We start from the raw sequence: 26,311 nt of genomic DNA on the forward strand, positions 1-26,311 counted from the left end.
AGATTTACTTGAAACCAAACTCGCTTTTCAGGATCTCGAAAAGTTCCCGTGCTGCTCGTTCGTCCACTTGGAACGTCTGACTGAGCTTGCCAACATCCTGACGACTATCCCTGCCGTAAGTGGAAATCTGCATTAGGCGGCGTCCATCGAAATCTTGGACGAACAGCTTCGCATCCACTTCGTCATGGAGTTGAAACCGGCTGATTTCACCACGCTCAAATTTTGTTATTCGGGCCATTAATCTACCTTCCACTCCGGCATGCGTTTACCGAGGAAAGCACCGATGCCGTTTTCGGCGTCGCCCGCCAGCATGTTTTCGACCATAACGCCGACGGCGTAATCATAGGCCTCGGGAAGGCTCATTTCGGCCTGGCGATAGAAGGCTTCCTTGCCGATCTTCAATGCCTGCGGCGATTTCGAGGCGATGACGGCCGCGTACTTGTCGACGACCTGGCGAAGATACTGTTGCGGCACGATGCGATTGACGAGGCCGAAATCCTTGGCGGTCGATGCGTCGATCGTCTCGCCGGTCAAAAGCATCTCCATCGCCTGCTTGCGGTGGGATGCACGCGACAGCGCCACCATCGGCGTCGAGCAGAACAGGCCGATATTGACGCCCGGCGTGCAGAAGGTGGAGCTGTCGGTGCAGATCGCCAGATCGCAGCTGGCAACCAGTTGGCAGCCCGCCGCCGTCGCGAGACCGTCGATCTCGGCGAGGACTGCCTGGGGCAACCGTGTGATCTTCATCATCAGGTCTGCTGCCAGGCGGATCGTCGTTTCGAAGAATGCCCTGCCCCCGTCGGCATCGGCCCTGTGCGCGGTCATTTCCTTGAGGTCATGGCCCGCAGAAAACAGCTTGCCGGACGCCGAGAGCACGACGACGCGGATGTCCTTGGAATGGGCAACGGCGTCGAGCGCCGTGTGCAGGGCTTCCATAAGCTCGATCGAAAGCACGTTGGCGGGCGGATTGTTGAGCGTCAGCCGGAGCACCGGCCCCGAGACCTCACGCTGCAGCAATCCGCTTGGCTCTTCCTTCCGAAATGAAACAACGTCCGCCATGCTCTTCTCCTGCTGTCCTGTCTCATTCAATCGATCGGTACGTGGTACGCCGCCGCCTGCGTGCTTTCAAGTCAGCGATCACCACCGCGCCTAAGACCTTTTTCCGCCTTGCGCAAAAGAGCATACCGGCTTCACTTGGCGCGAAAGCTTGCACAAAGGAAACCTGCCGATGACGATCCAGCCCATCATGACAGTAGAGGAGCTGAACCGGTTTCTCGATACTGACTTCCCGCAGGTCCACACCGACGGCAAGGTCTTCCATGTCACTGACACCGGCCCCGGATTTGCGACGATGCGGCTCGATCCGAACGAACGTCATATCCGGCCGGGCGGCACCGTCTCGGGCCCAACGCTTTTCGCGCTGGCGGACGTTTCCGCCTATATCGCCCTGATCGCCCATATCGGGCCGGTGGCGCTGGCTGTCACCACCAGTCTCAACATCAATTTTCTGCGCAAGCCGGATCCGCGGCCACTCGAATGCACCTGCCGCATTCTCAAGCTCGGCAAGAGATTGGCCGTTCTCGATGCGTCGATCGCCATGGTCGGCAGCGACGATCTCGTGGCCCATGCGACGGCGACCTATTCGATTCCGCCGCGTTAATTTGAGGTATCGAAATACCACAAGTATAACACATTGTTTTTACTTCACATTATTTCACAGCGACGAAATCGCTGTTGTTGACGCCCATTTCGCGCTTGCGTATAAGCTCCCTCAGATCGCGGTCCCCTTCGGGCCGCTTTCTTCTTTTGGCTGAAATTCAGCCAAAACCAAGCAACAAGAAACGCCCAGCGGTTCGCCGCTCGGGTCCAGAGAAAGAGTTTTGTTATGGGAACCTTCGTTCAGAAGCCTGCAGAGGTGGAGAAGAAGTGGATCATCATCGACGCCGAAGGCCTCGTTGTCGGTCGCCTCGCTTCCATCATCGCGAACCGCCTGCGCGGCAAGCACAAAGCCACCTTCACGCCGCATGTTGACGATGGCGACAACGTCATCGTGATCAACGCCGAGAAGGCCGTGCTCACGGGCAAGAAGTACACCGACAAGAAGTACTACTGGCACACCGGCTACCCCGGCGGCATCAAGGAGCGCACTGCGCGCCAGATCATCGAAGGCCGCTTCCCGGAGCGCGTCCTCGAGAAGGCCGTCGAGCGCATGGTTCCGCGCGGCCCGCTCGGCCGTCGCCAGATGAAGAACCTGCGCGTATACGCAGGCTCGAACCACCCGCATGAAGCACAGCAGCCGGCCGTCCTCGACGTCGCCAAGCTGAACAGCAAGAACACAAGGAGCGCCTAATGGCCGACCTTTCCGCTCTCAAGGAAATCGCCACGACTGCGGAACCGGCAGCTCCGGTTCACGTCAAGAAGGTCGACGCTCAGGGCCGCTCCTATGCGACCGGCAAGCGTAAGAACGCTGTTGCCCGCGTATGGGTCAAGCCCGGCTCGGGCAAGATCACCATCAACGGCAAGCCGTACCTCGACTACTTCGCTCGTCCGGTTCTGCAGATGATCCTGCAGCAGCCGATCGTCGCAGCTGCCCGTGACGGCCAGTTCGACATCGACGCGACGGTCGCCGGTGGCGGTCTCTCCGGCCAGGCCGGTGCCGTTCGTCACGGCATCTCCAAGGCGCTCACCTACTTCGAACCGGGCCTGCGCTCGGTCCTGAAGAAGGGCGGCTTCCTGACCCGCGACAGCCGTGTCGTTGAACGTAAGAAGTACGGCAAGGCCAAGGCCCGTCGTTCGTTCCAGTTCTCCAAGCGTTAATCGCTGGAAGACACTGCATCTTGGAAGGCCGGGTTCGCCCGGCCTTTTTTCGTTTCAGATCGGCAATTCCGTCGTCGATTTCAGTTCGCGCAGCACGAAGCTCGACACCACCGTGCGCACATGCGGATTGCGCATCAGGTAGCGCGTCATGAAGGCGTCGTAGCTGTCGACGTCGTTTGCCCGGATCTTCAGCATGTAGTCGAAGGTGCCCGACAGCGCGTAGCACTCCATGATCTCCGGCCGGTCGCGCACGACCGCCGAGAAGGCGGCAATCGCCTCGTCGTGATGATCCTCCAGCGTCACGTGGGCAATGATGCACAGTTTCAGATCGAGTTTTGACGGATCCAGCAGCGCCACCCGCTTGCGGATCACCCCGTCGGCCTCAAGCTCCTGAAGCCGCCGCCAGGTTGAGCTTTGCGACATGCCCGCCCGTTCCGCGAGTTCCGACAGGGACTGGCCGCTATCGGCCTGAATCAGCCGCAGCAGCTTACGCAACGGTTGGGAAGTTTCCTTCAAATCCGATGACATTCCGAAATTTCCTCCCGCAACAGCGTCCTCCACCGGCAACTGTGAAACAAATACTCGCTCCATTCGCGATACAATTGCAACAACTTGGTGTTTTGGCGAAGAGGAGACGTCATGCCGAAAGAAAGCAGCTACACCGCGAAACTACCCGAGCCGGACGGCAGCTATCATTACACGCCCGAAGAGGACGCGATCTGGGGCGAGCTTTACCAGCGGCAGATGAAGCTGCTCGCCGACAAGGCCTGCGACGAATATCTGGAGGGTGCACGCAAGCTCGGTCTTGGCCCGGACCGCGTACCGCAGTTGCAGGAGGTCAACCGCCGCCTGCAGGAAACCACCGGCTTCGGCGTCGAAGGCGTACCGGCGCTGATCCCGCCCTCGCGGTTCTACGAGCTTCTGTCAGAGGGCAAGTTTCCGCTCGCGACCTTCATCCGCCGGCGCGAACATATCGACTACATCGAAGAGCCCGATATCTTCCACGAAGTGTTCGGCCACTGCCCGCTCCTGACCAACCAGAGCTACGCCCATTTCGTCCGCCGCTTCGGCGAAAAGGCCGTAGCCCTCGGCAAGGGCTATTCCTGGCACATGTTCCGGATCTTCTGGTTCACCGTGGAGTTCGGCCTGATCAACACGCCGCAAGGACGGCGCTGCTTCGGTGCCGGCATCGTGTCGTCGCCGAACGAGACCCGCACGGCCATGGAGCCATCGACGAGCGAATTCCGCCCGTTTGACCTGATGTCCGTGCTGCGCACGCCGTACCGCATCGATATCGTGCAACCGATCTATTATGTCATCGACAGCTTCGCCCAGCTCGAGGCGATCATCGAGGAGGATATCGGCGCGCGGATCAACGAGGCCAAGGCGCTTGGCGACTTCGCGCCGACCTACGAAGCCAAGGCGTCTTGACCGCATTACAGCGCCACGCGTCAAACATGATGCACAGACGGCGCTGTAACGCCATGAATATACTGCATAATTTATCCTTTGATCGGAATCGATCTAAAGGGGTGCGCAAGAGAATTCGCCGGCAGGGACTTGCCTTGCCGGCGACGATTGTCCAACGTCTCGCCATACACGGGAGACGGGATATGGCGAACAGGACGATCGATCACGCGCTGACGGCGCGCTCACTGACTTCGGCGGCATCGGACCCGACGCATGCCGGCATTCTCTCCTTCATGCGAAGAAAATATTCAAAGCAGCTGAAAGACGTCGATGCCGTCGTCTGGGGCATCCCCTTTGACGCCGCCACCTCAAACCGTCCCGGTGCCCGCTTCGGGCCGCAGGCGATCCGCCGCGCATCGGCGATCTTCGACAACGATCCGCAGTACCCGTTCGAGCGCGATCTCTTCGCCGAGATGGCGACCATCGACTACGGCGACTGCCTGCTCGATTACGGCAACCACTCGAAAACACCGGCAACGATCGAGCGTGAAACGGCAAAGATCCTGAAGAGCGGCGCCTATCTCCAGACACTGGGCGGCGACCATTTCGTCACCTATCCGATCCTCAAGGCGCACGCTGCGATCCACGGCCCCCTCGCCCTCGTCCAGTTCGACGCGCATCAGGACACCTGGCCGGACGAACGCGGCCGCATCGATCATGGCTCCTTTGTCGGCCGTGCAGCGCGCGCTGGCCTCATCGACACCGACGCTTCGATCCAGATCGGTATTCGCACCCATGCGCCGGAGGATTGCGGTATCCGCATTCTCTATGGCTACGACATCGAGGAAATGAGTGTCGCAGACATTGCAGACGCCATCATCCAGCAGGTCGGGGAACGCAAGGCCTATCTGACGTTTGACATCGATTGCCTCGACCCGGCCTATGCGCCCGGCACCGGCACGCCCGTTGCCGGCGGGCCGTCCAGCTCAAAGATGCTTTCGGTTCTGCGCAAGCTGGGTGCACTGACGGTCGTCGGCAGCGATGTGGTCGAAGTCGCACCCGCCTATGACCACGCCGATATCACCGCCATCGCCGGTGCCACCGTCGCCATGTACATGCTTGGCCTGCATGCCGAAAAGCTGGCGGAGCGCTCGACGCTGCGCTGATCGCACGGCCATCAATCGAGATTGAGCAGTCCCGCATTCTGGCGTTGGCGAAGATGCTGGTCGACGAGCGAGCGGTCCGGGCAGGTGTGGTAGTATCCGCCGCAGGCATCACGCAGGCGCGCCAGCGCCTTAAATGTCGGCGAAGTCGGCAGGCCGGCGGCCTCGATCAGGCTTGCCGAGAGGAAGCCGACATCCAGCGGCTTGGCAAAAGGCCGCATATCGATCTCGCGCCCGTAGGCGTAAACCGAATAGTAGGTCTTGTAGGCGAGCGATCTGAGGTCGGCAAAGACATTGCCTGCGGGCGCATCAGCCAGCAGATAGTCCTTGGTGGCAACTGCTTGGTGATCGCCGAAATCGAGAACGACAGTGCCATTGGGGCCAGGCGCCCGCTGGCGCTTGCTGCGAAAATCCTGAAGATCTTGCTTTGCGAGCGCCACACGGCGCAGGTACTCGTTGGGTTCGGCGTCAGGGGCGAGAGCCTTGCCCGGTAACGCGTCCGCCGGCACAAGGTTCATATCATAGGGCCCGTGCGGAAAAAGCGTCTGCATGGCAATGAACAACGGACGCCGATCCTTCTCGCGATGCTGTCGAACGATCCGTTCGACAGCATCGAAATAGAAGCTGTCGCGCACGAAATGCGATTTCGGCTTCATCGCGTCGAAGTCGACGATCTCCTGAAAACCGATCGACGTCAGGAATGGCCCCTCGTTGACGAAACTCGCCTGCATCGGCATCACCGCGACGGTGCGATAACCGCATCGCGCCAACAGACTTGGCAGGCTCGTCTTCACCCTGCCCTCGAGGATTTGCGTGACATAGGGGCTTTGCCAGCCAAAGTCCGCACCGGATAATCCTGTCATGACGGAAAAGTTCGTGACCCATGTGCCGCCGCCGAACGTCTCGACCTGCAGGGGGTGCACCTGGCCGTCCTGCGACTGGAACGACGCGCTCATCCATTCCGGAACGTTCACCTGCGGGAAGTAGCTGGGGCTCGTCTGGCTCTCGCTGAGCACGACAAAAAGGTCGGGTTTGCTCGCGGCCACGTCGCAGCTGATGTCATCGCGAAGGCTGCCCTTCGCCTCGACATTTTCAAGCCGATCGGCAAGTACGATACGCCCGAGCGGAAATTCGAGATCGCCGATCGAGACAAAAAAAGACGAGGCGTCGTAGCCGGAGATGTAATGGACGTAGTCCGGTTCATCCTTCTTGTCGGGATAGAGAACGAAGACGCCGGCGGCCATGGCGAAAAGCAGGCCGGCGCGAACGCCAAAAGAGCGTCCCGACGGACGATCGCAGCGAAATGCCATGATCAGGAACACGAGCGCTGCGATCAGCGCCGCGATGCCAGCGATCAGAAGATGGAAATAGGAACCGACGAGAAAGGAGAGCGCGGATCGATCGAGGCCGGTGAAGGCGAAATCGAAGACGTGAAGGGAAAAGCCCTTGAGGCGGAACTTGACCTCCGACATCGCCGCAATCAGCAAGACCGTCAGGCCCGCAGCCCAAAGCGAAAAAGCCGGCCGACGCGACAACAGGAACAGCAATGCGGCGATCGCCAGCGTCACCGTGACGAGGAAGGGCACGAACCGCCAGCGCGTATCGAAGTAGTGCAAGGCTTGCAGCAGCGCGAGAAACGCCAGCGCGATAGGCAGCGGGTGCCTGAGCACGCGCCCAGACTTCTCCATAACGCTCTTCACCTGCCGCTTCCCCATGACAGTTTTATGACAACTCTTCAGATGCGGAATTTCCGGGCAGAAGGCAACCTTTAGGTTGCAAATCGCAAGTCATGGTTAAGGGCGCAAAGCGCGCCGCCGCGCCACCAATCCGCCGCGAGCACCGGCTGCACGGTTGCGGGCTCCGGCCGCTGCTTATATATGAACACGACCGCGCCACCGGTCGGGCGCTCGACGCTCGAACGGTGCGTTGAGAAACTGAATCAAATCTGTGTCAGATTGATTCCGCAATGACTCGTAACCTTCTGGAAGAACGGGAAAATCATGAAACCGAAGATCTTCATCGATGGCGAACACGGCACCACCGGGTTGCAGATCCGCACCCGCATGGCCGGCCGCAGCGATCTCGAACTCCTGTCGATACCGGAAGCCGAGCGACGCAACGCCGCGATGCGTGAAGATCTTCTGAACAATGCCGACATCGCCATCCTGTGCCTGCCGGACGACGCCTCACGCGAGGCCGTTTCCATGGTCTCGGGCAACAACCGGGTGCGCGTCATCGATACCTCGACCGCCCATCGGATCGCACCGGACTGGGCCTATGGCTTTGCGGAGATGGACAGCGCGCAGCCGGCCAAGATCCGCGACGCCCGCCATGTTGCCAATCCCGGCTGCTACCCGACAGGCGCCATCGGCGTCATCCGGCCGCTGCGCCAGGCCGGCATCCTGCCCGATGGCTACCCGGTGACGGTCAACGCCGTTTCCGGCTACACCGGCGGCGGCAAGCAGATGATCGCGCAGATGGAGGACGAGGCGAACCCGGACCACATCAGCGCGCCGCATTTCCTCTACGGCCTGACGCTCAAGCACAAGCACGTGCCCGAAATGAAGATGCACGGGCTGCTCGATCGCGCTCCGGTCTTTGCACCTTCAGTCGGCAAATTCCCGCAGGGCATGATCGTGCAAGTCCCGCTCTATCTCGACGATCTCGCCTCCGGCGCGACGATCGAGAGCATTCATTCCGCATTGGTCGAGCATTATGCCGGGCAGTCGATCGTCGAGGTCGTCCCGCTTGCCGCCAGTGAGAAGCTCGGGCGTATCGATGCGACGGAGCTCGCCGGCGCAGACACGATGAAGCTGTTCGTGTTCGGCGCGCCGGGCGGAACCCACGTGAACCTGGTCGCCCTGCTCGACAACCTCGGCAAGGGCGCCTCAGGTGCGGCCGTCCAGAACATGGATTTGATGCTGTCGGCCTGATCGGCGGCAGCGTCACAAACAAAAAGCCCGGCGAGACGTTTGCCGGGCTCTTTTTATTGATGTGGCAGGCTTTAGCTGCGCAGCTCGATGGCCGTCGGCTTCGGATATTCGCCGATAAAACCGCGCCAATGGGCAATGGCAAATCCGAGCACGACAAGCGCCCCGCCCTGATGCAGGACGCCCCAGCCGACCGGCACCTGTAGCAACAGCGTGGTGATACCGATCACCGCCTGAATGCCGATGAGCACGAACAGCAACACCGACCGGCGCGCGTGGGTGGACTGAGGGGCGGCCTTCACCGAGGCGATCACGTGCATCAGCGCCAGTGCGAAGAGCACGTAAGCGCCGATCCGATGGATGAACTGCACGGTCTTCGGGTTCTCGAAGACGTTGATCCACCAGGGATGCTGCAGGAACAGATCGGACGGGATCAGCGCGCCATCCATCAGCGGCCAGGTATTGTAGCTGAAACCCGCATCAAGGCCGGCCACCAGCGCGCCGAGATAAATCTGAAACAGGCTCATGATAGCGATGATCGCTGCCATCTTACGCGAGCGATCTGTCGGCGCGGCGTCGCCTGAATGCGGACAAAGCCCGCGCTGGATCCACATGCAGGCGGCAAAGATCAGGCAGGCGATGACGAGGTGGGTTGCGAGGCGATACTGGCTGACTTCGGTTCGCTCCACTAGGCCAGAGGATACCATCCACCAGCCGATGAACCCCTGGAAGCCGCCAAGCGCCAGAATCCCGAGCAGCGGCCACCGCAGGCGGCGTTCGACCCGACCGGTGAACCAGAAGAAGGCGAGCGGAACAGCAAAAATCACGCCGATCGTGCGGGCCAGCAGCCGATGCGCCCATTCCCACCAGAAAATCGTCTTGAACTCGCCGACGGTCATGCCCTTGTTGACCTGCTGATATTGCGGAATGCGCTGGTAGAGCTGAAACTCTTCTTCCCACTCCTCAGCCGTCAGCGGTGGGATGACGCCGTGGATCGGCTTCCATTCGGTGATCGACAGGCCGGATTCCGTCAGACGGGTTGCGCCACCGACAAGCACGAGCGCAAACAGCGTGAAGAGAACGACGACCAGCCAGCCGCGGATCTGCCGGCGGTTGCGATCGGCCCTGCCGATCTCGCTTCGAAGCATCTGTTCTGTCGCCAATTCGACGCCTGCCATGGTTTTCCCTCTGGTATCGCGGGGTTGGCGGCAGGGGATCGGGCGGTTCATCGCCGCGCCTGCCGGAAAGCCGTTGATTTGCACCAGAGCGGCATGCAAAACAAGGCCGAACCCTTTGCGGCATGCCGTCGCGGCCGGATATCGCACCCTTTGAAAGAAATGAAATGCCCGTACGTCTCAGAAAGCTGATCGGCACGATCCTGATCATCATCCTCGTCATCGTCTATGCGCTCGCCGCGGTGACTTTCGCTTCGTTGCTGCTCGGTGCCGCCCCGTGGTGGGTGCATCTGATGTACTTCTTCTTTACCGGCCTGCTTTGGGTGCTGCCGGCCATGCTGATCATCAAGTGGATGGAAAAGCCGGCGAAGGACCGCTGAGCCTTAAGGGAACGCCGATGAAGGTTGCGATCATTTCCGATATCCATGGCAACGACCTCGCGCTTGAGGCGGTGCTTGCGGATATTGACGCGTTGGGCATCACCGACATCGTCAATCTCGGCGATCACGTCAGCGGGCCGCTCAACGCCGCCCGCACTGCCGATATCCTGATGGCGCGCGACATCCCGTCGATATCCGGAAATCATGACCGATACCTTCTGACGCTCGACCCCGCCGACATGGGGCTGTCCGACCGCGCCGCCCACGCGGAATTGCAGCCTCGGCATATCGAATGGCTGGCGACATTGCCGGCCACCCGCATCTATCGCGATGCGCTCTTTCTTTGCCATGGCACGCCAGGGAGCGACGAAACCTACTGGCTCGAAGCATTGACGGCGGAGGGCGTCGTCCATCAGGCGGCACGCAGCGCCATCGAAGCCTTCGCGACAGGCATCACGCAGCCCGTCATTCTCTGCGGCCACACGCACATTCCCCGGGCGATCCGCCTTGCGGACGGACGGCTCGTGGTCAACCCCGGCAGTGTCGGCTGCCCAGGCTACACTGACGATCACCCGGTCGCCCACAAGGTCGAGGTCGGCTCACCGGATGCGCGCTACGCCATCATCGAGCGTTCCGGCGACAATTGGAGCACGACGTTCCGCACGGTCCCTTATGACCACCAGGCGATGTCGAGGCTGGCGGCGCAGCGAGACCGTCCGGAATGGGCAGAGGCCCTTGCATCGGGTTTTCTCGGCGCTTAGCCGCACTGACTTCACGCTTTGCTAACTGCATTCTCCGGTTGTTGCCCGTGGGAACCGGCGATATTTGAGGTATTAAGCGGATCGTAGCGGAGTGTCAGTTCAATGGCAGCAGAAACCCGCATCCGGACGGCTTTGCCGATGTTGAACACTGAACTCACCATAGGCCGATCGGGCCAGCGAGGCGCAAAAGCTGCGTCAAGGTCCGACGCCGCCGTGAGCCGGTTCGAGATTTCCGTCCACGATACGGTGGAATCGCTGGAGCAGGAATGGCGCTCACTCGATGCCCATGCACTCAATTCTCTACATCAGAGTTACGACTGGTGCGTCGCCTGGGCGCAAGTCCATGACAGTGAACTGCTGATCATTCGCGGCACCTTCGATGGCGAATTGCTCTTCATCCTGCCGCTGGAGATCGTGTCTGGTCGCCTGTTCAACACGGCTCGGCTGATCGGTGCACTGCACAGCAATCTCAACACCGGGCTTTTTGCAACGGACGCACTGCCCATTTCCTCGGCCGAGTTTGCCGATCTGTTGACGCGTGCACTCCATCACCACCTGCGCCACAAGGTCGACCTCGTGACGCTCGAAAAGACACCGCACGACTGGCGCGGAACCGCAAGCCCGCTGGCACGCCTGCCCGGCGTCAAGCACCAGAACGCCTCGTTTCAATTGCCGCTGCTTTCGAGTTTTGAAAAAACGCTCGCCCAGGTGAATGCAAAGCGCCGGCGCAAGAAAATGCGGATTTCAGAGCGGCGGCTGGACGCGCTCGGGGGCTATGACTACGTGATTGCCGAGAGCCCGCAACACGCAGAGGAGTTGCTCGACGTCTTCTTCCGTCAGAAGGCGGTCCGGTTTGCAGCCCTCGGTCTTCCCGACGTTTTCCATGATCATCGGACACGCGCATTCTTTCATGCGATCGCCGGCCGCCGTAGCGTCGCCGACGACGAGTTGCTCGAACTCAATGCCATCCGCCTGAGGGGTGAACATGGGGGGCGTATCGTCGCTGTCGCCGGTCTTTCGCGAAAGGCCGACCATGTCATATGCCAATTCGGCTCGATCGACGAGGAACTGGCGGGCGATGCCAGTCCTGGTGAGCTTCTGTTCTATAGAATGATCGAGAGGCTCTGCGGAAAGGATGTGACACTCTTCGACTTCGGGGTCGGCGACCAGCCCTATAAGCGCTCGTGGTGCACCATTGAAACGCCGCTCAGGGATATCGTCTTGCCGCTGACGCTGCGCGGTCGCCTGGCTGCCTGTTATCACCGGGCCGTGGTGCGGGCAAAGGCGACGATCAAGGCGAACAAGGCCGTCTATGCCTTCCTCCAGCGCGCGCGCAGCCGCAAAACACACACCGACCGACGGACTACCGACGCCGATAGCGCTTAGGCGGCACCGACCGCGCGACGCTCAATTCTCAATTTGAAGACGGCGCCGTGCCTGCTCATGCCGCATCGCGATCGGTATAGTCCGGGCCCGTTTCACCGCGCCCGGTCATCAGCACGATGTCGCGATAGCCTGCCTCGCCGAAACCGGTCAGGACTTCGACGATCCGTTCATCGCTGACCGACGGTGCCGACAGGATGATCTCAGCATCGCCACGACGGGCAATCTTGTCGACGGCTCCCTCGTCGGCCGGTCCGCACTCGACCAAAACCAGATCATAGGCATTGGTCAACGCATCGATGATCATCTGCAGCCGCTCGATGCCGCGCATCGCCGTTCGCGGATCGGCATCCCCTTGCGGAATGATATGCGCATCGGAGAATCGGTCGGCATGGATGGTTTCGGTGAATGGAACCTCGCCCGCGAGCAGATTGGTGATACCGGGGAGTTGCGCCGAGCGTGCCATCAGGCGGGTCGGGCAGGCGGAACCCGTCAGGTCGATCAGCACGACCTTTCGTTCTTCTTCGGCGATCAGGCGCGCCAGCATGACCGTCGCCGTCGATCCTTCGTCGCCGCCCGGTGAAACCGAGATTGCGATCCGAACTTCGTTTTCCCGCAGGTGATCGGCAACCGCTTCGATCGAGAAGTCCGGTTCGGCCGTCTCGCCGTCTGGCGCCTTCACGACATCCTCCGCTTCGGCTGCAACAAGCGGCACAAGAGGCGGCAGATCGATGGCATCGTTCAACTCAGACGATATTACCGGCTTGTCGTCGCCGGCATCCGCCGCAGCGACAGCGGCGATTGCCGGTCTCGAGGGAGCTGGCCGCCGCTCGGTGCCGGCCGACACCGGCCGCAACGCGCGGCCGCTGAAAAGCTCCCCAAGCATGATGATGATGCAGCTCAAAAGAAAGGTCGCAAGGGCCGCAACGATGGTGATGGGCATCACTTTGGGGAAGCTGGCGCCCGTGGGAACCACCGCACTCGAAATGACGCGAGCATCGGCGGGCGTTGCATTCTCGACCGTGCGCGATGTCGCTTCGCGGTAACGTGCCAGATAAGTCTCAAGCAGCTGCCGCTGGGCAGTTGCTTCGCGCTCAAGCGCGCGCAGGCCCACCTCTTCCTCGCCGGCCTGAGCCGATTCTGCCTTGAGCGCGTTCAACTGCTGGGTCAATTGCTGCTCGCGCAACGCGCCGACCTGCGCTTCATTTTCAAGGCTGCTGAGGATTTTACGCGTTTCCGAGCGGATTTGCGCCCTGATGCCCTCGACCTGCGATTTCAGTGCCTTCAGTCGTGGATGGCCGTCCAGCAGCGTCGTCGAAAGGTCGGCCACCTGCCCCTGCAGGTTCGCCTCAGTCTCCTTGAGGCGCTGGATCATCGGTGAACTGACGACGTCTGCAATGGTGTCCGCGTCGCGGCCACTCGCCAGTGCCGCCCGCACGCCCTCGGCGCGCGCCTCGGCATTGGCCCGCTCGCCGCGCACACGGGTCAGCTCGGTCGATATGTCGGTGAGTTGCCGGGTGGCAAAATTCGTGGTCTCGCCGGTCGGCAGCAGATCGGAAGACGAACGATAGGCCGCGACCTTAGCTTCGGCCTCCCTCACCTTCTCGCGCAGATTGGCGATTTCCGGCTCCAGCCAGCGGCTTGCCTCGGAATTGGTGTCAAGCTTTGCACCACTTTGCACCGACAGGAAGACCTTGGCCATCTCGTTCGGGATCGCGGCCGCCAGCTGTCGATCCTTCGACGTAAAGGCGATCGCGATCACACGCGATTTCTCCACCTGATAGACCTGCAGCTTCGACGTGAACTCTTTCAGCACCCGCTCTTCCGGCGGCATTTCCAACGGGTTCTTCCTCAAGCCAAGCATGACCATCAGATCGGAAACCGCCGAAGGATCGGCCGAAGGATCAAACTCCTTCAGCTCGTACAGCTTCATGTTTCGCGCAACCTGCTTGATCAGGTCGGCCGAGCGCAGCACCTGAACCTGGCTCAAGATGCCGGATTCGTCGAAGACGCGGTCTGACCCGGTCTGCGCATTCTGGTTCGAGCCGCTGAATTCCGGTTCCCGTGATTCGATGAGGACGCGTGTCTCGCTTTGAAAGTCCGGCGCAATCATCTTTGCGGCGCCGAAAGCGAGGGCTGCAACACACGCCGTGGCGAGCAATACCTTGACGCGTCGATCCCACACGGCGCGGAACAGCCCGCCGAGATCGATATCCACATCCTGTTGTCCGCTGCCGTTTCCCGACATGCTTATGGCTCCGAACCTTATAATTTCGCTGGAGGGTAAATGAACATGGTAACGCAAGGGTTAATGGTCGCTCAACCTCTGGGCGATTGCCCCCCTTCGAGCGGGCCAGTCCCGTTGAAAATTCTACTTCGAGTTTACCAGCTATTAACCCTAACAGATCGATAACGACGAAAGAGGTGGTCGTTTCCGGAGCCCAAGAGCAGTATGTCAACCGCAGGTATGAAGACGGGTCTCGCTATTGCGGTGGCAGCACTGTCGATGTTGCTCGGCGGCTGCACAAGCTACCAGCCGGCACCCAAGGCGTTCAGCGAGGCAACGATCCAGCCCTACCGGCTGGACAGCGGCGACCGGCTACGCATCAACGTCTTTGAGCAGGCGGGCCTCAGCGGTACCTATACGGTCGATCAGGCGGGCTACGTTGCCTTCCCGCTGATCGGCACAGTCGCCTCCCGTGGCCACACACTGCCCGAACTCGAAGGCATGATCGCAGCGAAGTTGAAGCAAGGCTATCTGCGCGACCCCGATGTCACCATCGAGGTCGATCGCTATCGTTCGGTCTTTATCATGGGCGAAGTCGGCCAGGCTGGGCAGTATGCCTATGTGCCGGGAATGACGGTGCAGAACGCGATCGCGGTTGCCGGCGGCTTCTCCCCGCGCGCCAACCAGGCGAGCGCCGACGTCACGCGCAAGATCAACGGCCGCATCATCACCGGCCGCGTGCCCATCACCGATGCCGTGCTGGCCGGCGATACGATTTACATTCGCGAACGGCTGTTCTGATCTCGATGCAGCCGCAGCACCCCTTGCGCATCATTCACTGCTTCAGATCGCCTGTTGGCGGAATATTCCGACATGTGCGTGATCTGGCAGAGGCGCATGCGGCAGCCGGGCACCAGGTCGGCATCCTCTGCGACAGCACGACCGGTGGAGCCTACGAGGATTCACTTTTCGACGAAATCCGGCCCTATCTGGCATTGGGTCTCGTGCGCATGCCGATCCATCGTTCGGTTGGCCCAATGGACTTTGCCGCGCTCTGGCGCTGCTACAAGGAAATCAGAAGTTTGCAACCGGATGTGCTGCATGGGCACGGCGCCAAGGGTGGCGCCATCGCCCGCCTCATCGGTTCAGCCTTGCGGGTGAACAGGTATCGCGTAGCCCGCCTCTATTCGCCTCACGGCGGCAGTCTCCACTACAACCCTAAATCATTCGCCGGGAGAATGGTCTTCCCGCTGGAACGCCTTCAGGAACGCTTGACCGACGCCCTGGTCTTCGTCTGCGATTTCGAACGCCAGACCTATCTTACCAAGGTCGGAAAACCACGCGCGCGCTACGAACTGATCTACAATGGCATCGACGATCGCGAATTCGAGGCCATAGAGGCGTGCCCGGACGCGGTCGATTTCCTCTATATCGGCATGATGCGGGACCTCAAGGGTCCCGATCTGTTTGTGGACGCCTTCGCCCGCACCGAACGGATCGTCGGCCGCCCGCTTTCGGCCCTGATGGTCGGCGATGGCCCACAGCAGCAGAAGTATCGCGACTTGACGCTTGAGCAGGGACTGGGGAGGCGGATCGCCATGCGCCCTGCCATGAACGCCCGCGAAGCCTTTGCGCTGGCGCGGAACATCGTCATTCCGTCCCGGGCGGAATCGATGCCCTACATTGTCCTCGAAGCATTGGCGGCGCAAAAGCCGGTGATCGCCAGTCGGGTCGGCGGCATACCGGAAATCCTCGGCGAACGCAGCGCCGCCCTGGCGAACCCGGCAGATGCGCAGTCACTTGCCACGATCATGGCTTCGGCAGTCGTCGAGAAGGACTGGTCAGCCCGCGTCATGCCTGCTCCAAAGACATTCAAGTCCCGGTTCGCCGCCTCGGTCATGACGGCCGAGGCGCTGCGGCTCTATGGGGATTTGTGCCGAAACCAAACGGCCCAGGCCCCTCCGAAGGCTGCAACGTAAGCGTTTCTTAGTGGCTTTCTGCTATCCCGGCTGAGGACTTCAGTGCCGGAAGGAAGCCATGAACGAGTTTAAGCGGTCGGAAGCCTTCGACCCGGAAGCGCTTCGCAAGAAGATATCGGAAATCCGCACCCGTGCGCCGGACGAAATGGCCGGCGGCGAGACGTCTACCGAGCTCAACCCCCTGGCCCGGCAGATTGCCGAACAGTTCAGCGCCGATACCTATTCGCCGGCGATGATCATGGGGCTGATGCGGCTGTTCGAGTTCTGTGCGCTTTTCGCCATCGGTTACGCCATCAATGCGCTTTATGTGCAGCCGGGCTTCGATCAGTTGCCGCTGTATCTTGCGATCCTCGTTGGCGGTTCCGCGCTCGCCGTTGCCGCCATGCAGCTCGCCGACACCTACCAGGTCCCCGCCCTTCGCGCCTGGCTGCGGTTCACGCCACGCATCCTCGCGTCCTGGGCAATCGCGTTTGGCGGCATTGCCGTCGCCCTCTTCTTCCTCAAGTCCGGTCACCAGTATTCGCGTGTGTGGTTTGGCGGCTGGTTCGTCGCCGGTGCGGTCTTCCTCGTCGCGGAACGGGCCTTCATCGCCTATTCCATCCGACACTGGGCCCGCAACGGCACGATGGAGCGTCGTGCCGTCGTCGTCGGTGGCGGCCAGCCGGCCAAGGACCTGATCCGCACGCTCGAACACCAGACCGACAACGACATCAGGATCTGCGGCATCTTCGACGACCGCGACGAACGCCGGTCTCCGAATGTCATCGCCGGCTATCCAAAGCTTGGAACCGTCGACGAACTGGTCGAGTTCGCGCGCCTGGCGCGCATCGACATGTTGATCATCTCGCTGCCGCTGACCGCTGAAAAACGCATCCTGCAGCTGTTGAAAAAGCTCTGGATCCTGCCGGTCGATATCCGCCTGGCAGCGCATGCCAACAACCTTCGCTTCCGCCCGCGCAGCTATTCCCATGTCGGCGAAGTGCCGATGCTCGATATCTTCGACAAACCGATCGCCGATTGGGATTCCGTTGCCAAACGTGGCTTCGACATCTTCTTCAGCGTCGTCGCCCTGGTATTGTTGTGGCCGGTCATGCTGGGCGCTGCGATTGCGGTCAAAACCACCTCGCCCGGCCCCATCATCTTCAAGCAGAAGCGCCACGGCTTCAACAACGAGACCATCGAGGTTTACAAGTTCCGCTCGATGTACACGCATTTGAGCGATCCGACCGCCCGCAACGCCGTGACGAAAGGCGACCCCCGTGTCACCGCAGTCGGGCGCTTCATCCGCAAGTCGTCGATCGACGAACTGCCGCAGATCTTCAACGTGCTCAAGGGCGAGCTTTCGCTCGTCGGCCCGCGTCCGCACGCCGTGCTGGCACAGACGCAGAACCGTACCTATTCCGATGTCGTCGAAGGCTATTTTGCTCGCCACCGCGTCAAGCCCGGGGTTACCGGCTGGGCACAGATCAACGGCTGGCGCGGCGAGATCGACAACGACGACAAGATCCGCCTGCGCACCGCCTTCGATCTTCACTACATCGAGAACTGGTCGCTGCTCTTCGACCTGAGGATCCTGTTCCTGACACCGTTCCGGCTACTCAACACGGAAAATGCCTATTGAGCACTGTCGACACATCACAGCCGGTCGTCTTCCGTCCGCAACTCGCAGCACTTTCCCTGTTCGGTTCGTGGCTGGTTGCGCTTGCTGTGTTCCTGTCGGGTTTCGTAATCGCCGAACCGGCGCCCTACGAGCTGTTCCTTGTGGTACTCATCGGCCTTTGGGCGCTCTTCGGCCTGAAGATCTCGCGTTTTGTGGCACCATTGCTGACACTGCTCACCCTGTTCATGATCGGCGGAATCCTGTCGCTAATGACGATGGTCGACCTGACCAAGGGGCCGATGTACATGGCGGTCTCCGGCTTTCTGGCGCTGTCGTCCGTCTTCTTCGCAGCGATCATCGAGGAACGTCATCAACGCCTCCCGCTCATTTTCAACGCCTGGGTCGCCGCCGCCGTCCTGACTGCCCTGCTCGGCATCTTCGGGTATTTCGGCGCAATTCCCGGGGCGGAGAATTTCACGCTCTATGATCGTGCGAAAGGCGCATTTCAGGATCCGAACGTCTTCGGTCCGTTTCTGGCTGTCCCGTCGCTTTACCTGATCCACGGATTGTTGACCCAGCCCGTGCACAGGGCACCGCCGAAGATCGCAGCCCTGCTTATCCTGGCGCTGGGCGTGTTCCTGTCGTTCTCGCGCGCCGCCTGGGCGCTGAACCTGTTCTGCGTCGTCGCATTCATTTTCGTGATGTTGCTGAAGGAGCGCAACGGTCTATTTCGCCTGCGCATCCTGGTCATTGCGCTGGTGGGCGGACTGTTCGTCGTGGGCGCATTGCTGGCGGCCCTGCAATCGGAGCAGGTTGCCACGCTCTTTTCCAGCCGCTCGCAGCTCGTACAGGACTATGACGGCGGCCATCTCGGCCGCTTCGACCGTCACCGAATCGGTTTCCTGATGTCGATGGAGAAGCCGTTCGGCATCGGCCCGATGGTCTTCAGCACGATCTTCCCCGAGGACGAACACAATGTCTGGCTGAAGTCGTTGACGTCCTATGGCTGGCTCGGATTCGTCAGCTATGTGGCGCTGATCATCTGGACGCTGTCGCTCGGCTTTCGCTTCCTGTTGCTCGACCGGCCCTGGCAAACCTACCTCATGATCGCCTGGGTGGTGCTGATCGGCCATGTCGGCGTCGGCAACGTCATCGACACCGATCACTGGCGCCACTTCTACATGCTTGTCGGCATCGTCTGGGGCTGTGCCGCGCTCGAATATCGACACCGCCTGAAGGCGCGCACCGGATGGCAGCCATGAACATGGAATATCCCTTGTCAAATCGCCCCTCTCCCGCGCCCTTGCGCGTGCTCGAAGTGCTCGAGCCAAGCGGTGGCGGTTCCGGCCGGCATTTCATCGATCTTTGTCGCGGCATGCATCTGCGCGGCCATCATGTCGAGGCGGTCTATTCACCGGTGCGGGCCGAGGAAAGTTTCGTCCGCGAGCTCAAGACCGTCGGCCTGCCCGCGGTCCACGCCGTCGAGATGAAACGTGCCCCGGGCCCCTCAGACGTCCCAGCCTTTCTGGCGCTGCGCCGGATCATGCGCCATCATGGTCCGTTCGACATCGTTCACGGCCACAGCTCCAAGGCCGGGGCGCTGACGCGCCTGCGCTTGCCCGGTCGCCACGTCCCGCGCATCTACACGCCGCATGCCTTCCGCACGCTGGACCCGACGCTTGGGCGCGGCGGCAGGCTGATCTACGGTGCGATCGAATGGGGTCTCGCCTGGTTCTATACCGATCACCTCATCTGCGTTTCAGACGACGAGCTTTGCCACGCCCAGTCGCTGCATATGCCGGATGAGCGGATGTCGGTGATCGTCAACGGCGTCGCTCCGCCCTCACCCGATATGGCAGCGACCATCCGTGCAAGCTTCGGCATTGCGCCGGATGCATTTGTCTACGGGTTCATCGGTCGCCTGACCGCACAAAAGGCCCCCGAGCGGCTCCTTGCGGCCTTCCGGCACGTCGCCGGATCGGTGAAGAACAGCCACCTCGTCATGGTCGGCGCCGGCGAGATCGAGGGCTCTCTGCGTCAGGCCATTTCCGAAAGCGGCCTTCAGAACCGGTTGCACCTGACATCCGCGTTCACCGGGCCGCAAGCGGGCCCTGCATTTGATGTGCTGGTCATGCCAAGCCGCTACGAGGCGATGTCCTATGTCATGCTGGAGGGGGCGGCCGCCGGGAAACCGATTATCGCCACCGATATTGGCGGCGCCCGAACCGTAATCGAGAACGGCCGCAACGGCTTCATCGTGCAGAACACCGACGATGTCTCGGAGCTTGCAAAAACGATGGTGGCTGCGGCTGAACCGGAAACCTTCGGAAAGCTGACCGCCACCGCCCGCATGCTCAAGGACCGCTTCACGCTCGATGTGATGCTGGACAGCACCGAGATGCTCTACTGGAAGCTGGCGGAACGGCGGCGCGTGCGGGCGACCGTTTGAGCATCAATACACAGATGATCCAATATTGTGATGGCTGATGCGGGCGCCGGATGACGTGGGCGCCCCCGCGACGTCGACATCGTCGAAGACGACGCTGCGAATGCAATCGAGCGGCATTTACACCGAAGCGATACGGAAAAAGTCAGGGTAAGTGCGCGGATTATTTCGGGATTGGTCGCCGGGATTTTTGCGCTTGGAGCATTACATGCTCCCAAAATGAAAGAAGGCCCCAGAGGGGCCTATCTCGCAAACCTGTCGTTACCGGCAGATTAATGGTCGGAGCGGCGGGATTCGAACCCACGACCCCTTGACCCCCAGTCAAGTGCGCTACCGGGCTGCGCTACGCTCCGAACCGAGGAAATCCCTATATTCACAATGCTTAGAGCGCAAGCAGGAATCTTGAGGTCGGCGCGAAAAAGGAACGAACGACGTGGATAAGCCACGACCAGAACGTTCAACCCCGTGCAAGCGCCACAAGACCTGCAAGACCGGCGAGTAAACGGAAGACGACCATCGTCAACGACGCGGCGGCCCTTCTTGCCATATTCGCCGCATACCGAGAGATGCAGAAAATTTCTTCCTTATCGGCATAGCAGGCGCCTAACGGTTGCAAGACTGGCCGCATTCACTCTTTACGGCATAACCACCTCGCCTTGTCCTACAGTTAGCCATTGACTTCTCACGCCAACAAGAACATTTGTAGAACAAATTGGAGTCTACGTCATGTCTGAGAAATTCATCGTCATGCCCTTCAAGCGCGTTCGCGGCGGGTTGGCGCCCGGCGAGATGCGCGCGGCCACAACTGCAGCCGGGGCTGAGAAGGTTGCGGCGGCCATGGCGCCAAGGCACATCGGCGTTGCCGCCTATGCGGTGCAGGTGGATGAGGAAAGCGGCGACATGAGCAGCCCTCGCCTCCTGGTTCAATTCGGCGAGATAGCTGATTTGAACGCTGCCTGAATTGCTGAAAGACGTCTGACGGCCATCGATGTACTTGGTCGCCGCGCACTGACGCAAAAACATGTCGATGTAATCCCAGCATCCCCGACACTGGACACGCCAACGCGCTATCGTCCGTCGATGGCTGAGGCGTGGGCTCGACCGAATCGGCTGTGCAGCGACAAAGATCGCTCCGGGCGACCCGCGGTCTGACTTGGCCGGCGGCCGCTCGCGGCAAAAACCTAGAGCGTTTCCGATTTAAACGGAAACACAGAAACGCTCTATGTCTCTGTTTTTAAGCATTTCCTGACGGAAAACCGCTCCGCACTTTTACTGGAAATGCTTTAGCCGCCACGCAGCTCACGTCGCGGTCTGCGGCTCTCGTCGGCAGACGCCGAAGCTTTGCAGCTAAATCGCGTCGCGATCTTTCACAAAGCCTTGCTCGTTTTAAGCTATGGTTCTTGCGCATGCCGACAGCGCAGAATCGCTGAACACTTTTGCACAACACGCCTTAGTCCAGCAGACGCCCTTTACCGCGCCTGGTCGAGCAGTCGCTTGCATTCCAGGAGATCGTAGAGCGCCTCTTGAAGCAGCGCCCGGTCTTCCTTGCCGACGGAGGACGATTTGCCGAGAGATATTTCCGGAACGTCGTCATTGCCGCCGCCGAAGGAGAAAAAGCGGCGGCTCGCAGGCGCCTTGGCGCGGCCGACGATCTGATCCTCTTCGGACAGGCCGGCCTTCGGCGGTTGCGGTTCCTCATTGCTCGAGGCGGCCAGAGCCTCGACGGTCGCCAGATCGCCGCTGGCGATTGCCGCCACGAACTTGTTGCCGTTGGTTTTCAAGAGCTTCTGCACGCCCTTGATCGTGTAGCCGTGATCATAAAGCAGATGACGGATGCCCTTCAGCAGATCGACATCCTCGGGGCGATAGTAGCGCCGGCCGCCGCCACGCTTCATCGGCTTGATCTGCTGGAACCGTGTTTCCCAGAAACGCAGGACGTGCTGCGGCAGATCGAGATCGTCGGCGACCTCGCTGATGGTGCGAAAAGCGTCGGGGCTTTTTTCCATTTCGTTCCCATTCCATGCCATGCGACTCGGGGCAGGCCTGCGTCGCAATGAACCGATGCGTGCGATGATCGCACGAATCGGCTCCATTTCAACGGCTTATGGATGGGTTTTCAACCACATTGTGGTTGCCGTCCTCCGCTTACGATACGGGAGAGGCCGGCTTCTGCTTGGCCTTGCGGCTCAGATGCGATTTCAGCACGCGCTGCTTCAGGACATTGGACGCCTTGAAGGTCATCACCCGCCGCGGCGAAATCGGTACTTCCTCGCCAGTCTTCGGGTTGCGGCCGATGCGCTCGTTCTTGTCACGAACCTGAAACGTCGCGAAGGAGGACAGTTTCACGCTCTCGCCACGCACGATTGCGTTGCATATTTCGTCAATGACGGTTTCCACCAGCTCGGCAGACTCTGTTCGCGACAGACCCACCTTGCGAAAAACCGACTCAGCCAAGTCTGCTCGTGTTACTGTTTTTCCGCTCATCTTCCCCCACCGATGTCTGGCACGCCGATCAGCGAACGAAGACTATTGCCCTTGTCATTTCCGGTCAAGCGCCTGCGTTGCTTCAGCATTTTTTACCAGCGTATCAGAACGGAGCCCCATGTGAAGCCACCACCCATGGCTTCGAGCAGAACGAGATCCCCCTTCTTGATCCGGCCGTCGGCCGCCGCGGTGTTGAGAGCGAGCGGAATGGAGGCTGCAGAGGTGTTGCCATGGAGATCGACCGTCACCACAACCTTATCGAGAGGGATGCCAAGTTTCTTGGCAGAACCGTCGATGATGCGGCGATTGGCCTGGTGCGGCACGAGCCAATCGATATCCTCGGCTGTCGTTCCTGTTGCCTCGAAAGCGGCCTCGATCACATCGGTGATCATGCCGACAGCGTGCTTGAAGACCTCGCGGCCTTCCATCTTCAGGTGGCCGACCGTGCCTGTCGTCGACGGTCCGCCGTCGACATAGAGCTTTTCGCGATGCGCACCGTCGGAACGCAGCTTGGCAGTCAACACGCCCCGATCGGCAATCGTGCCCTCGCCTTCCTGGGCTTCCAGGATGATGGCGCCGGCGCCATCGCCGAAGAGCACGCAGGTCGTGCGGTCAGACCAGTCGAGAATGCGCGAGAATGTCTCGGCGCCGATGACCAGCACGCGCTTTGCCAACCCGCCGCGGATGTAGGCGTCCGCCGTGGTCACCGCATAGATGAAGCCGGAACAGACAGCCTGCACATCGAAGGCAGCGCCGTGGTGCATGCCGAGCCGGTTTTGAATGTTGACGGCGGTTGCAGGAAACGTGTTGTCCGGCGTCGAGGTCGCCAGGATGATAAGATCGAGATCAGCGGCGGTCAGGCCGGCATTGTCGAGCGCAGCGCGAGCTGCGGCTTCGCCCAACGATGCGGTCGTCTCGCCTTCACCGGCGATGTAGCGCTGGCGAATGCCGGTGCGCTGCACGATCCACTCGTCTGACGTATCGACCTTGGATTCCAATTCCTGATTGGTGACAACGCGCTTCGGCAACGCTGCGCCAAAGCCGCGAACGACGGAACGGATCATTTATTCAAACCTCATCATTCATGCCGGCGGGAAGTGCGCTCGGCGGCTCGGCGCCGTGGTACTTCGCCAGATCGATCTCGATCTTCGCTTTCAGACCGTTTTTCACCATGTCGTAGCCGACATCGATTGCAGCGGCGAAGCCTTCGGCATCGGCCCCACCATGGCTCTTGATCACGACACCATTGAGGCCGAGAAAGACGCCGCCATTGACCTTGCGCGGATCCATTTTTTCCCGCAGCCGATCGAAGGCGCCCTTGGCCAAGATGTAGCCTAGCTTGGCCATCAGGGTGCGCGACATAGCGGCACGCAGATATTCACCGATCTGCCGCGCCGTTCCTTCGGCTGCCTTGAGCGCGATGTTGCCGGAGAAGCCTTCTGTGACGACCACGTCCACAGTGCCGCGTCCGATATCGTCGCCTTCGACGAAGCCGTAGTAGTCAAAGCCTTCGATATTGGCGTCACGGATGAGCCGTCCGGCTTCCTTGACTTCTTCCTGGCCCTTGATCTCCTCGACGCCGACATTGAGCAGGCCGATGGTCGGCCGTTCGATCTCGAAAAGCGCCCGCGCCATGGCGCCGCCCATCAACGCAAAGTCCATGAGTTGCTGCGCGTCGGCACCGATGGTCGCACCGACGTCGAGCACGATGCTCTCACCCTTCAGGGTCGGCCAGATCGCCGCGATTGCCGGGCGCTGGATGCCCTGCATCGTGCGCAGACAGAAGACCGACATGGCCATCAGCGCGCCGGTGTTGCCGGCCGACACGACGACGTCGGCCTCACCGGCATTGATCGCATCGATCGCCCGCCACATGCTCGACTTGCCGCGGCCGCGCCTGAGCGCCTGGCTCGGCTTCTCGTCCATGCCGACCGCGATCTCGCAGTCATGGAAGGTGCTGTTGGCCTTGAGCTTGGGATGTTTGGCCAAGATATCGGCGCACTGCGCTTCTATGCCGAACAGGACAAACCTTATGTCCGGATGACGTTCAAGCGCCCTTGCGGCGCCCGGGATGACGACTTCAGGACCATAGTCGCCGCCCATCACGTCAAGAGAAATTCTGACCACGCGTGTCTTATCCTTTTTTCCTGCCACACAACACGTGCTGCCGTGCGCACGCATTCGAACGCAACGACGTTACATATTGCTTCTGACGCTTGAGCCAGACACGCGGCGGAACGCTGCGGGGGCTCATTTGGCCGGAGTCGGGCCAAAATACTGCTTTTCGCCCGCGTGACAACCGAATTGTAGGGGCGGCTCTGGCGGCCTCAGTCCTTTTTCCAGTCCTTCAGCGCTGCAAACGGGTTCGGCTTCTCGTCGTCTGCCGCCGTACTTTCGATACGCGCGCCAAATGTGACACCCGGCTTACGGGGATAAGGCTCGATCGCGAGCGCCACGTGCTCGCTAACCACGACACCTGCATCAATCGTGTCGCCGCTAAAAGTGTCGGGGATATCGGGGCCATCGGGGCTGAGGATCATCTCCCCGCCGTCATTGCTGGCCTGGCGGGCAAGCCTCGATCCTTCCGGCACGAAGATGGCCTCGATCGGCTCTTGAATGTCGGCCTCGACGGGCTCGAGCGTCACGACGCAGGACTGCACGATCCGGGCGGTAACGTCACCCTTGATCTTGACACCGTCCCTCTTCCAGCGCGCGATCTGCAGATCGGCCGAAAGCGACAGGACTTCGCGCACGTCCCAAAGTTGGGCGAGCGCCTGCCGTTCGCTCTCGTTTGCCGAGAGGCGGACAGTCACGGCATTGGCAGAGATATGTCCGACCTTCACCGGGTAGGAGAATGCCGGTCGGCTATCGTCTTTCATGATCAGGTCCTTCCTCGCGCGGGCGCCATGTCGGAAGCGCTCTTCTCGCGGATAGTGCCGCACACCGGTCACCGGAGGCGGCATAATGGCCGTCTATTACTCTCCGGCGGCAGGAATGTGCAACTGGCCCGTTTCGACCCGCTCTTCCGGCTCGGCGGCCAGTCGTTCCTCGACGGAGAGGAGATAGGTCGCAAGACCGTCCATCGCCGGGTCTCCCTCATCGCCCTTCGGATAGAAGTTACGCTTCAGCGCCGCAGCAAGCGAGACCGCGTCCCGACCTTCGAGCGCCGCCGCATAGGATTCGAGCCGGCCGTAGAACATGCCAGCCAGCTTCTTCATCTTCTTCGGGACGCCGGCATCACCGACGCCGAGTTCGCGGATCGAATGGTCGACATCCTCGAAGAAGGCGTCGACAATCTCCTGAGCGACCTCCTGGCCCGTGCGCGCCGATCCGCGCGTGCGCCGGAAATAAAGGATGAGTACGGCCGACAGCATCTCGAAACGCCCCATCACCGTGTCGGGCACGTCGAGGTCCGTGTAGAGGTGCGGCTGGCGCGCCGCCGAGGTCAATAGCGCATATTGCCGTTCGACAATCGCAATATTGCCGCTTTTTCTTTTGAACAGTCCAAAAATCATCACAAAGCCCAGCTTTGGCTTTCTCGAAATGCGCGCAAGCG

Annotated in this window: 27 protein-coding genes and 1 tRNA gene; 15 read left to right on the plus strand and 13 right to left on the minus strand. The window is 60.9% G+C overall.

Annotated features, from left to right (window positions below; genetic code table 11):
* Positions 1-4: 4 nt before the first annotated feature.
* Together AC07UR_RS22910 and AC07UR_RS22915 are read right to left on the minus strand one after the other, a co-directional pair.
* Positions 5-238 (minus strand): methionyl-tRNA formyltransferase, encoded by a 234-nt coding sequence (locus AC07UR_RS22910; RefSeq protein ID WP_209791237.1) that lies wholly within the window; start codon positions 236-238, stop codon positions 5-7.
* A complete protein-coding gene (locus tag AC07UR_RS22915) occupies positions 238-1,059 on the minus strand; it encodes an enoyl-CoA hydratase (RefSeq protein ID WP_209791236.1) in 822 nt (273 codons plus the stop codon). Before AC07UR_RS22915 ends, AC07UR_RS22910 begins: the two co-directional genes overlap by 1 nt.
* Positions 1,060-1,228: 169 nt before the next feature.
* Between AC07UR_RS22915 and AC07UR_RS22920 the strand changes: the two genes are divergently transcribed.
* From AC07UR_RS22920 to rpsI, 3 genes are all read left to right on the plus strand, one after another.
* On the plus strand, positions 1,229-1,660 hold the full coding sequence (locus tag AC07UR_RS22920; RefSeq protein WP_173419655.1) for a PaaI family thioesterase: 432 nt from the start codon (positions 1,229-1,231) through the stop codon (positions 1,658-1,660).
* Positions 1,661-1,885: 225 nt separating this feature from the next.
* Positions 1,886-2,350 carry a 50S ribosomal protein L13 gene (rplM, locus tag AC07UR_RS22925; RefSeq protein ID WP_112809941.1) on the plus strand — a complete coding sequence of 155 codons (465 nt, stop codon included), beginning with the start codon at positions 1,886-1,888 and terminating at the stop codon, positions 2,348-2,350.
* Entirely contained in the window at positions 2,350-2,817 is a 468-nt protein-coding gene (rpsI, locus tag AC07UR_RS22930) for a 30S ribosomal protein S9 (RefSeq protein WP_112809942.1), read from the plus strand. The genes rplM and rpsI overlap by 1 nt, the downstream gene beginning before the upstream one ends.
* A 54-nt stretch (positions 2,818-2,871) precedes the next feature.
* Here rpsI and AC07UR_RS22935 read toward each other — a convergent pair whose 3' ends face one another.
* Complete coding sequence (locus AC07UR_RS22935; protein WP_209791235.1) at positions 2,872-3,345, minus strand: Lrp/AsnC family transcriptional regulator; 474 nt, start codon at positions 3,343-3,345, stop codon at positions 2,872-2,874.
* A 111-nt stretch (positions 3,346-3,456) separates the two neighbouring features.
* Between AC07UR_RS22935 and AC07UR_RS22940 the strand changes: the two genes are divergently transcribed.
* A complete protein-coding gene (locus tag AC07UR_RS22940) occupies positions 3,457-4,248 on the plus strand; it encodes a phenylalanine 4-monooxygenase (protein ID WP_209791234.1) in 792 nt (263 codons plus the stop codon).
* 182 nt (positions 4,249-4,430) lie between these two features.
* On the plus strand, positions 4,431-5,393 hold the full coding sequence (gene speB / locus AC07UR_RS22945) for an agmatinase (RefSeq protein WP_209791233.1): 963 nt from the start codon (positions 4,431-4,433) through the stop codon (positions 5,391-5,393).
* A gap of 11 nt (positions 5,394-5,404) precedes the next feature.
* Here the strand turns inward: speB and AC07UR_RS22950 are convergent, their stop codons facing one another.
* Positions 5,405-7,090 carry a sulfatase-like hydrolase/transferase gene (locus AC07UR_RS22950; RefSeq protein WP_209791232.1) on the minus strand — a complete coding sequence of 562 codons (1,686 nt, stop codon included), beginning with the start codon at positions 7,088-7,090 and terminating at the stop codon, positions 5,405-5,407.
* A 300-nt stretch (positions 7,091-7,390) separates the two neighbouring features.
* Between AC07UR_RS22950 and argC the strand changes: the two genes are divergently transcribed.
* A complete protein-coding gene (gene argC / locus AC07UR_RS22955; protein WP_209791231.1) occupies positions 7,391-8,323 on the plus strand; it encodes an N-acetyl-gamma-glutamyl-phosphate reductase in 933 nt (310 codons plus the stop codon).
* A 71-nt stretch (positions 8,324-8,394) separates the two neighbouring features.
* Here the strand turns inward: argC and AC07UR_RS22960 are convergent, their stop codons facing one another.
* Positions 8,395-9,498, minus strand: a complete 1,104-nt coding sequence (locus tag AC07UR_RS22960) for a COX15/CtaA family protein (RefSeq protein WP_173419649.1) — start codon at positions 9,496-9,498, stop codon at positions 8,395-8,397.
* Positions 9,499-9,662: 164 nt separating this feature from the next.
* On the opposite strand from AC07UR_RS22960, the gene AC07UR_RS22965 reads away from it, so the two are divergent.
* From AC07UR_RS22965 to AC07UR_RS22975, 3 genes are all read left to right on the plus strand, one after another.
* On the plus strand, positions 9,663-9,875 hold the full coding sequence (locus AC07UR_RS22965; protein ID WP_025426549.1) for a DUF2842 domain-containing protein: 213 nt from the start codon (positions 9,663-9,665) through the stop codon (positions 9,873-9,875).
* Positions 9,876-9,892: 17 nt separating this feature from the next.
* Positions 9,893-10,636 carry a metallophosphoesterase family protein gene (locus tag AC07UR_RS22970; protein WP_173419648.1) on the plus strand — a complete coding sequence of 248 codons (744 nt, stop codon included), beginning with the start codon at positions 9,893-9,895 and terminating at the stop codon, positions 10,634-10,636.
* A gap of 138 nt (positions 10,637-10,774) precedes the next feature.
* Positions 10,775-12,022, plus strand: a complete 1,248-nt coding sequence (locus AC07UR_RS22975) for a GNAT family N-acetyltransferase (RefSeq protein WP_209791295.1) — start codon at positions 10,775-10,777, stop codon at positions 12,020-12,022.
* A gap of 55 nt (positions 12,023-12,077) precedes the next feature.
* On the opposite strand, the gene AC07UR_RS22980 is transcribed toward AC07UR_RS22975, so the two are convergent.
* A complete protein-coding gene (locus AC07UR_RS22980) occupies positions 12,078-14,267 on the minus strand; it encodes a GumC family protein (protein ID WP_209791230.1) in 2,190 nt (729 codons plus the stop codon).
* A gap of 204 nt (positions 14,268-14,471) precedes the next feature.
* Here AC07UR_RS22980 and AC07UR_RS22985 point away from each other — a divergent pair, with 204 nt between their 5' ends.
* From AC07UR_RS22985 to AC07UR_RS23005, 5 genes are read left to right on the plus strand one after another with little or no spacing between them, the layout of a single operon-like run.
* Positions 14,472-15,047 carry a polysaccharide biosynthesis/export family protein gene (locus AC07UR_RS22985; protein ID WP_173419646.1) on the plus strand — a complete coding sequence of 192 codons (576 nt, stop codon included), beginning with the start codon at positions 14,472-14,474 and terminating at the stop codon, positions 15,045-15,047.
* Between the two features lie 5 nt (positions 15,048-15,052).
* A complete protein-coding gene (locus tag AC07UR_RS22990) occupies positions 15,053-16,225 on the plus strand; it encodes a glycosyltransferase family 4 protein (protein WP_209791229.1) in 1,173 nt (390 codons plus the stop codon).
* Between the two features lie 58 nt (positions 16,226-16,283).
* The gene (locus tag AC07UR_RS22995) at positions 16,284-17,846 is read left to right on the plus strand and encodes an undecaprenyl-phosphate glucose phosphotransferase (RefSeq protein ID WP_173419644.1); all 1,563 of its coding nucleotides are present in this window, start codon (positions 16,284-16,286) and stop codon (positions 17,844-17,846) included.
* Positions 17,843-19,087: an O-antigen ligase family protein gene (locus AC07UR_RS23000; protein WP_173419643.1), complete on the plus strand. Its 1,245-nt coding sequence runs from the start codon at positions 17,843-17,845 to the stop codon at positions 19,085-19,087. The genes AC07UR_RS22995 and AC07UR_RS23000 overlap by 4 nt, the downstream gene beginning before the upstream one ends.
* On the plus strand, positions 19,084-20,274 hold the full coding sequence (locus AC07UR_RS23005) for a glycosyltransferase family 4 protein (protein ID WP_209791228.1): 1,191 nt from the start codon (positions 19,084-19,086) through the stop codon (positions 20,272-20,274). The genes AC07UR_RS23000 and AC07UR_RS23005 overlap by 4 nt, the downstream gene beginning before the upstream one ends.
* A gap of 273 nt (positions 20,275-20,547) precedes the next feature.
* On the opposite strand, the gene AC07UR_RS23010 is transcribed toward AC07UR_RS23005, so the two are convergent.
* A tRNA-Pro gene (locus tag AC07UR_RS23010) sits at positions 20,548-20,624 on the minus strand.
* 373 nt (positions 20,625-20,997) lie between these two features.
* Here AC07UR_RS23010 and AC07UR_RS23015 point away from each other — a divergent pair.
* Positions 20,998-21,231 carry a hypothetical protein gene (locus AC07UR_RS23015; RefSeq protein ID WP_077498526.1) on the plus strand — a complete coding sequence of 78 codons (234 nt, stop codon included), beginning with the start codon at positions 20,998-21,000 and terminating at the stop codon, positions 21,229-21,231.
* Positions 21,232-21,740: 509 nt separating this feature from the next.
* On the opposite strand, the gene AC07UR_RS23020 is transcribed toward AC07UR_RS23015, so the two are convergent.
* From AC07UR_RS23020 to AC07UR_RS23045, 6 genes are all read right to left on the minus strand, one after another.
* Complete coding sequence (locus AC07UR_RS23020) at positions 21,741-22,277, minus strand: MerR family transcriptional regulator (protein WP_173419641.1); 537 nt, start codon at positions 22,275-22,277, stop codon at positions 21,741-21,743.
* A gap of 139 nt (positions 22,278-22,416) precedes the next feature.
* Positions 22,417-22,755 (minus strand): integration host factor subunit alpha, encoded by a 339-nt coding sequence (locus AC07UR_RS23025; protein ID WP_077498528.1) that lies wholly within the window; start codon positions 22,753-22,755, stop codon positions 22,417-22,419.
* Positions 22,756-22,847: 92 nt separating this feature from the next.
* Complete coding sequence (locus AC07UR_RS23030) at positions 22,848-23,819, minus strand: beta-ketoacyl-ACP synthase III (protein WP_173419640.1); 972 nt, start codon at positions 23,817-23,819, stop codon at positions 22,848-22,850.
* Between the two features lie 4 nt (positions 23,820-23,823).
* Complete coding sequence (plsX, locus tag AC07UR_RS23035) at positions 23,824-24,882, minus strand: phosphate acyltransferase PlsX (RefSeq protein WP_173419639.1); 1,059 nt, start codon at positions 24,880-24,882, stop codon at positions 23,824-23,826.
* 200 nt (positions 24,883-25,082) lie between these two features.
* A complete protein-coding gene (locus AC07UR_RS23040; protein ID WP_209791227.1) occupies positions 25,083-25,634 on the minus strand; it encodes a YceD family protein in 552 nt (183 codons plus the stop codon).
* 96 nt (positions 25,635-25,730) lie between these two features.
* Positions 25,731-26,270, minus strand: coding sequence for a ubiquinol-cytochrome C chaperone family protein (locus AC07UR_RS23045; RefSeq protein WP_209791226.1), 540 nt, complete (start codon positions 26,268-26,270; stop codon positions 25,731-25,733).
* Positions 26,271-26,311 lie beyond the last annotated feature (41 nt).

Source organism: Ensifer sp. GW821-FHT05G01, assembly GCF_059419585.1.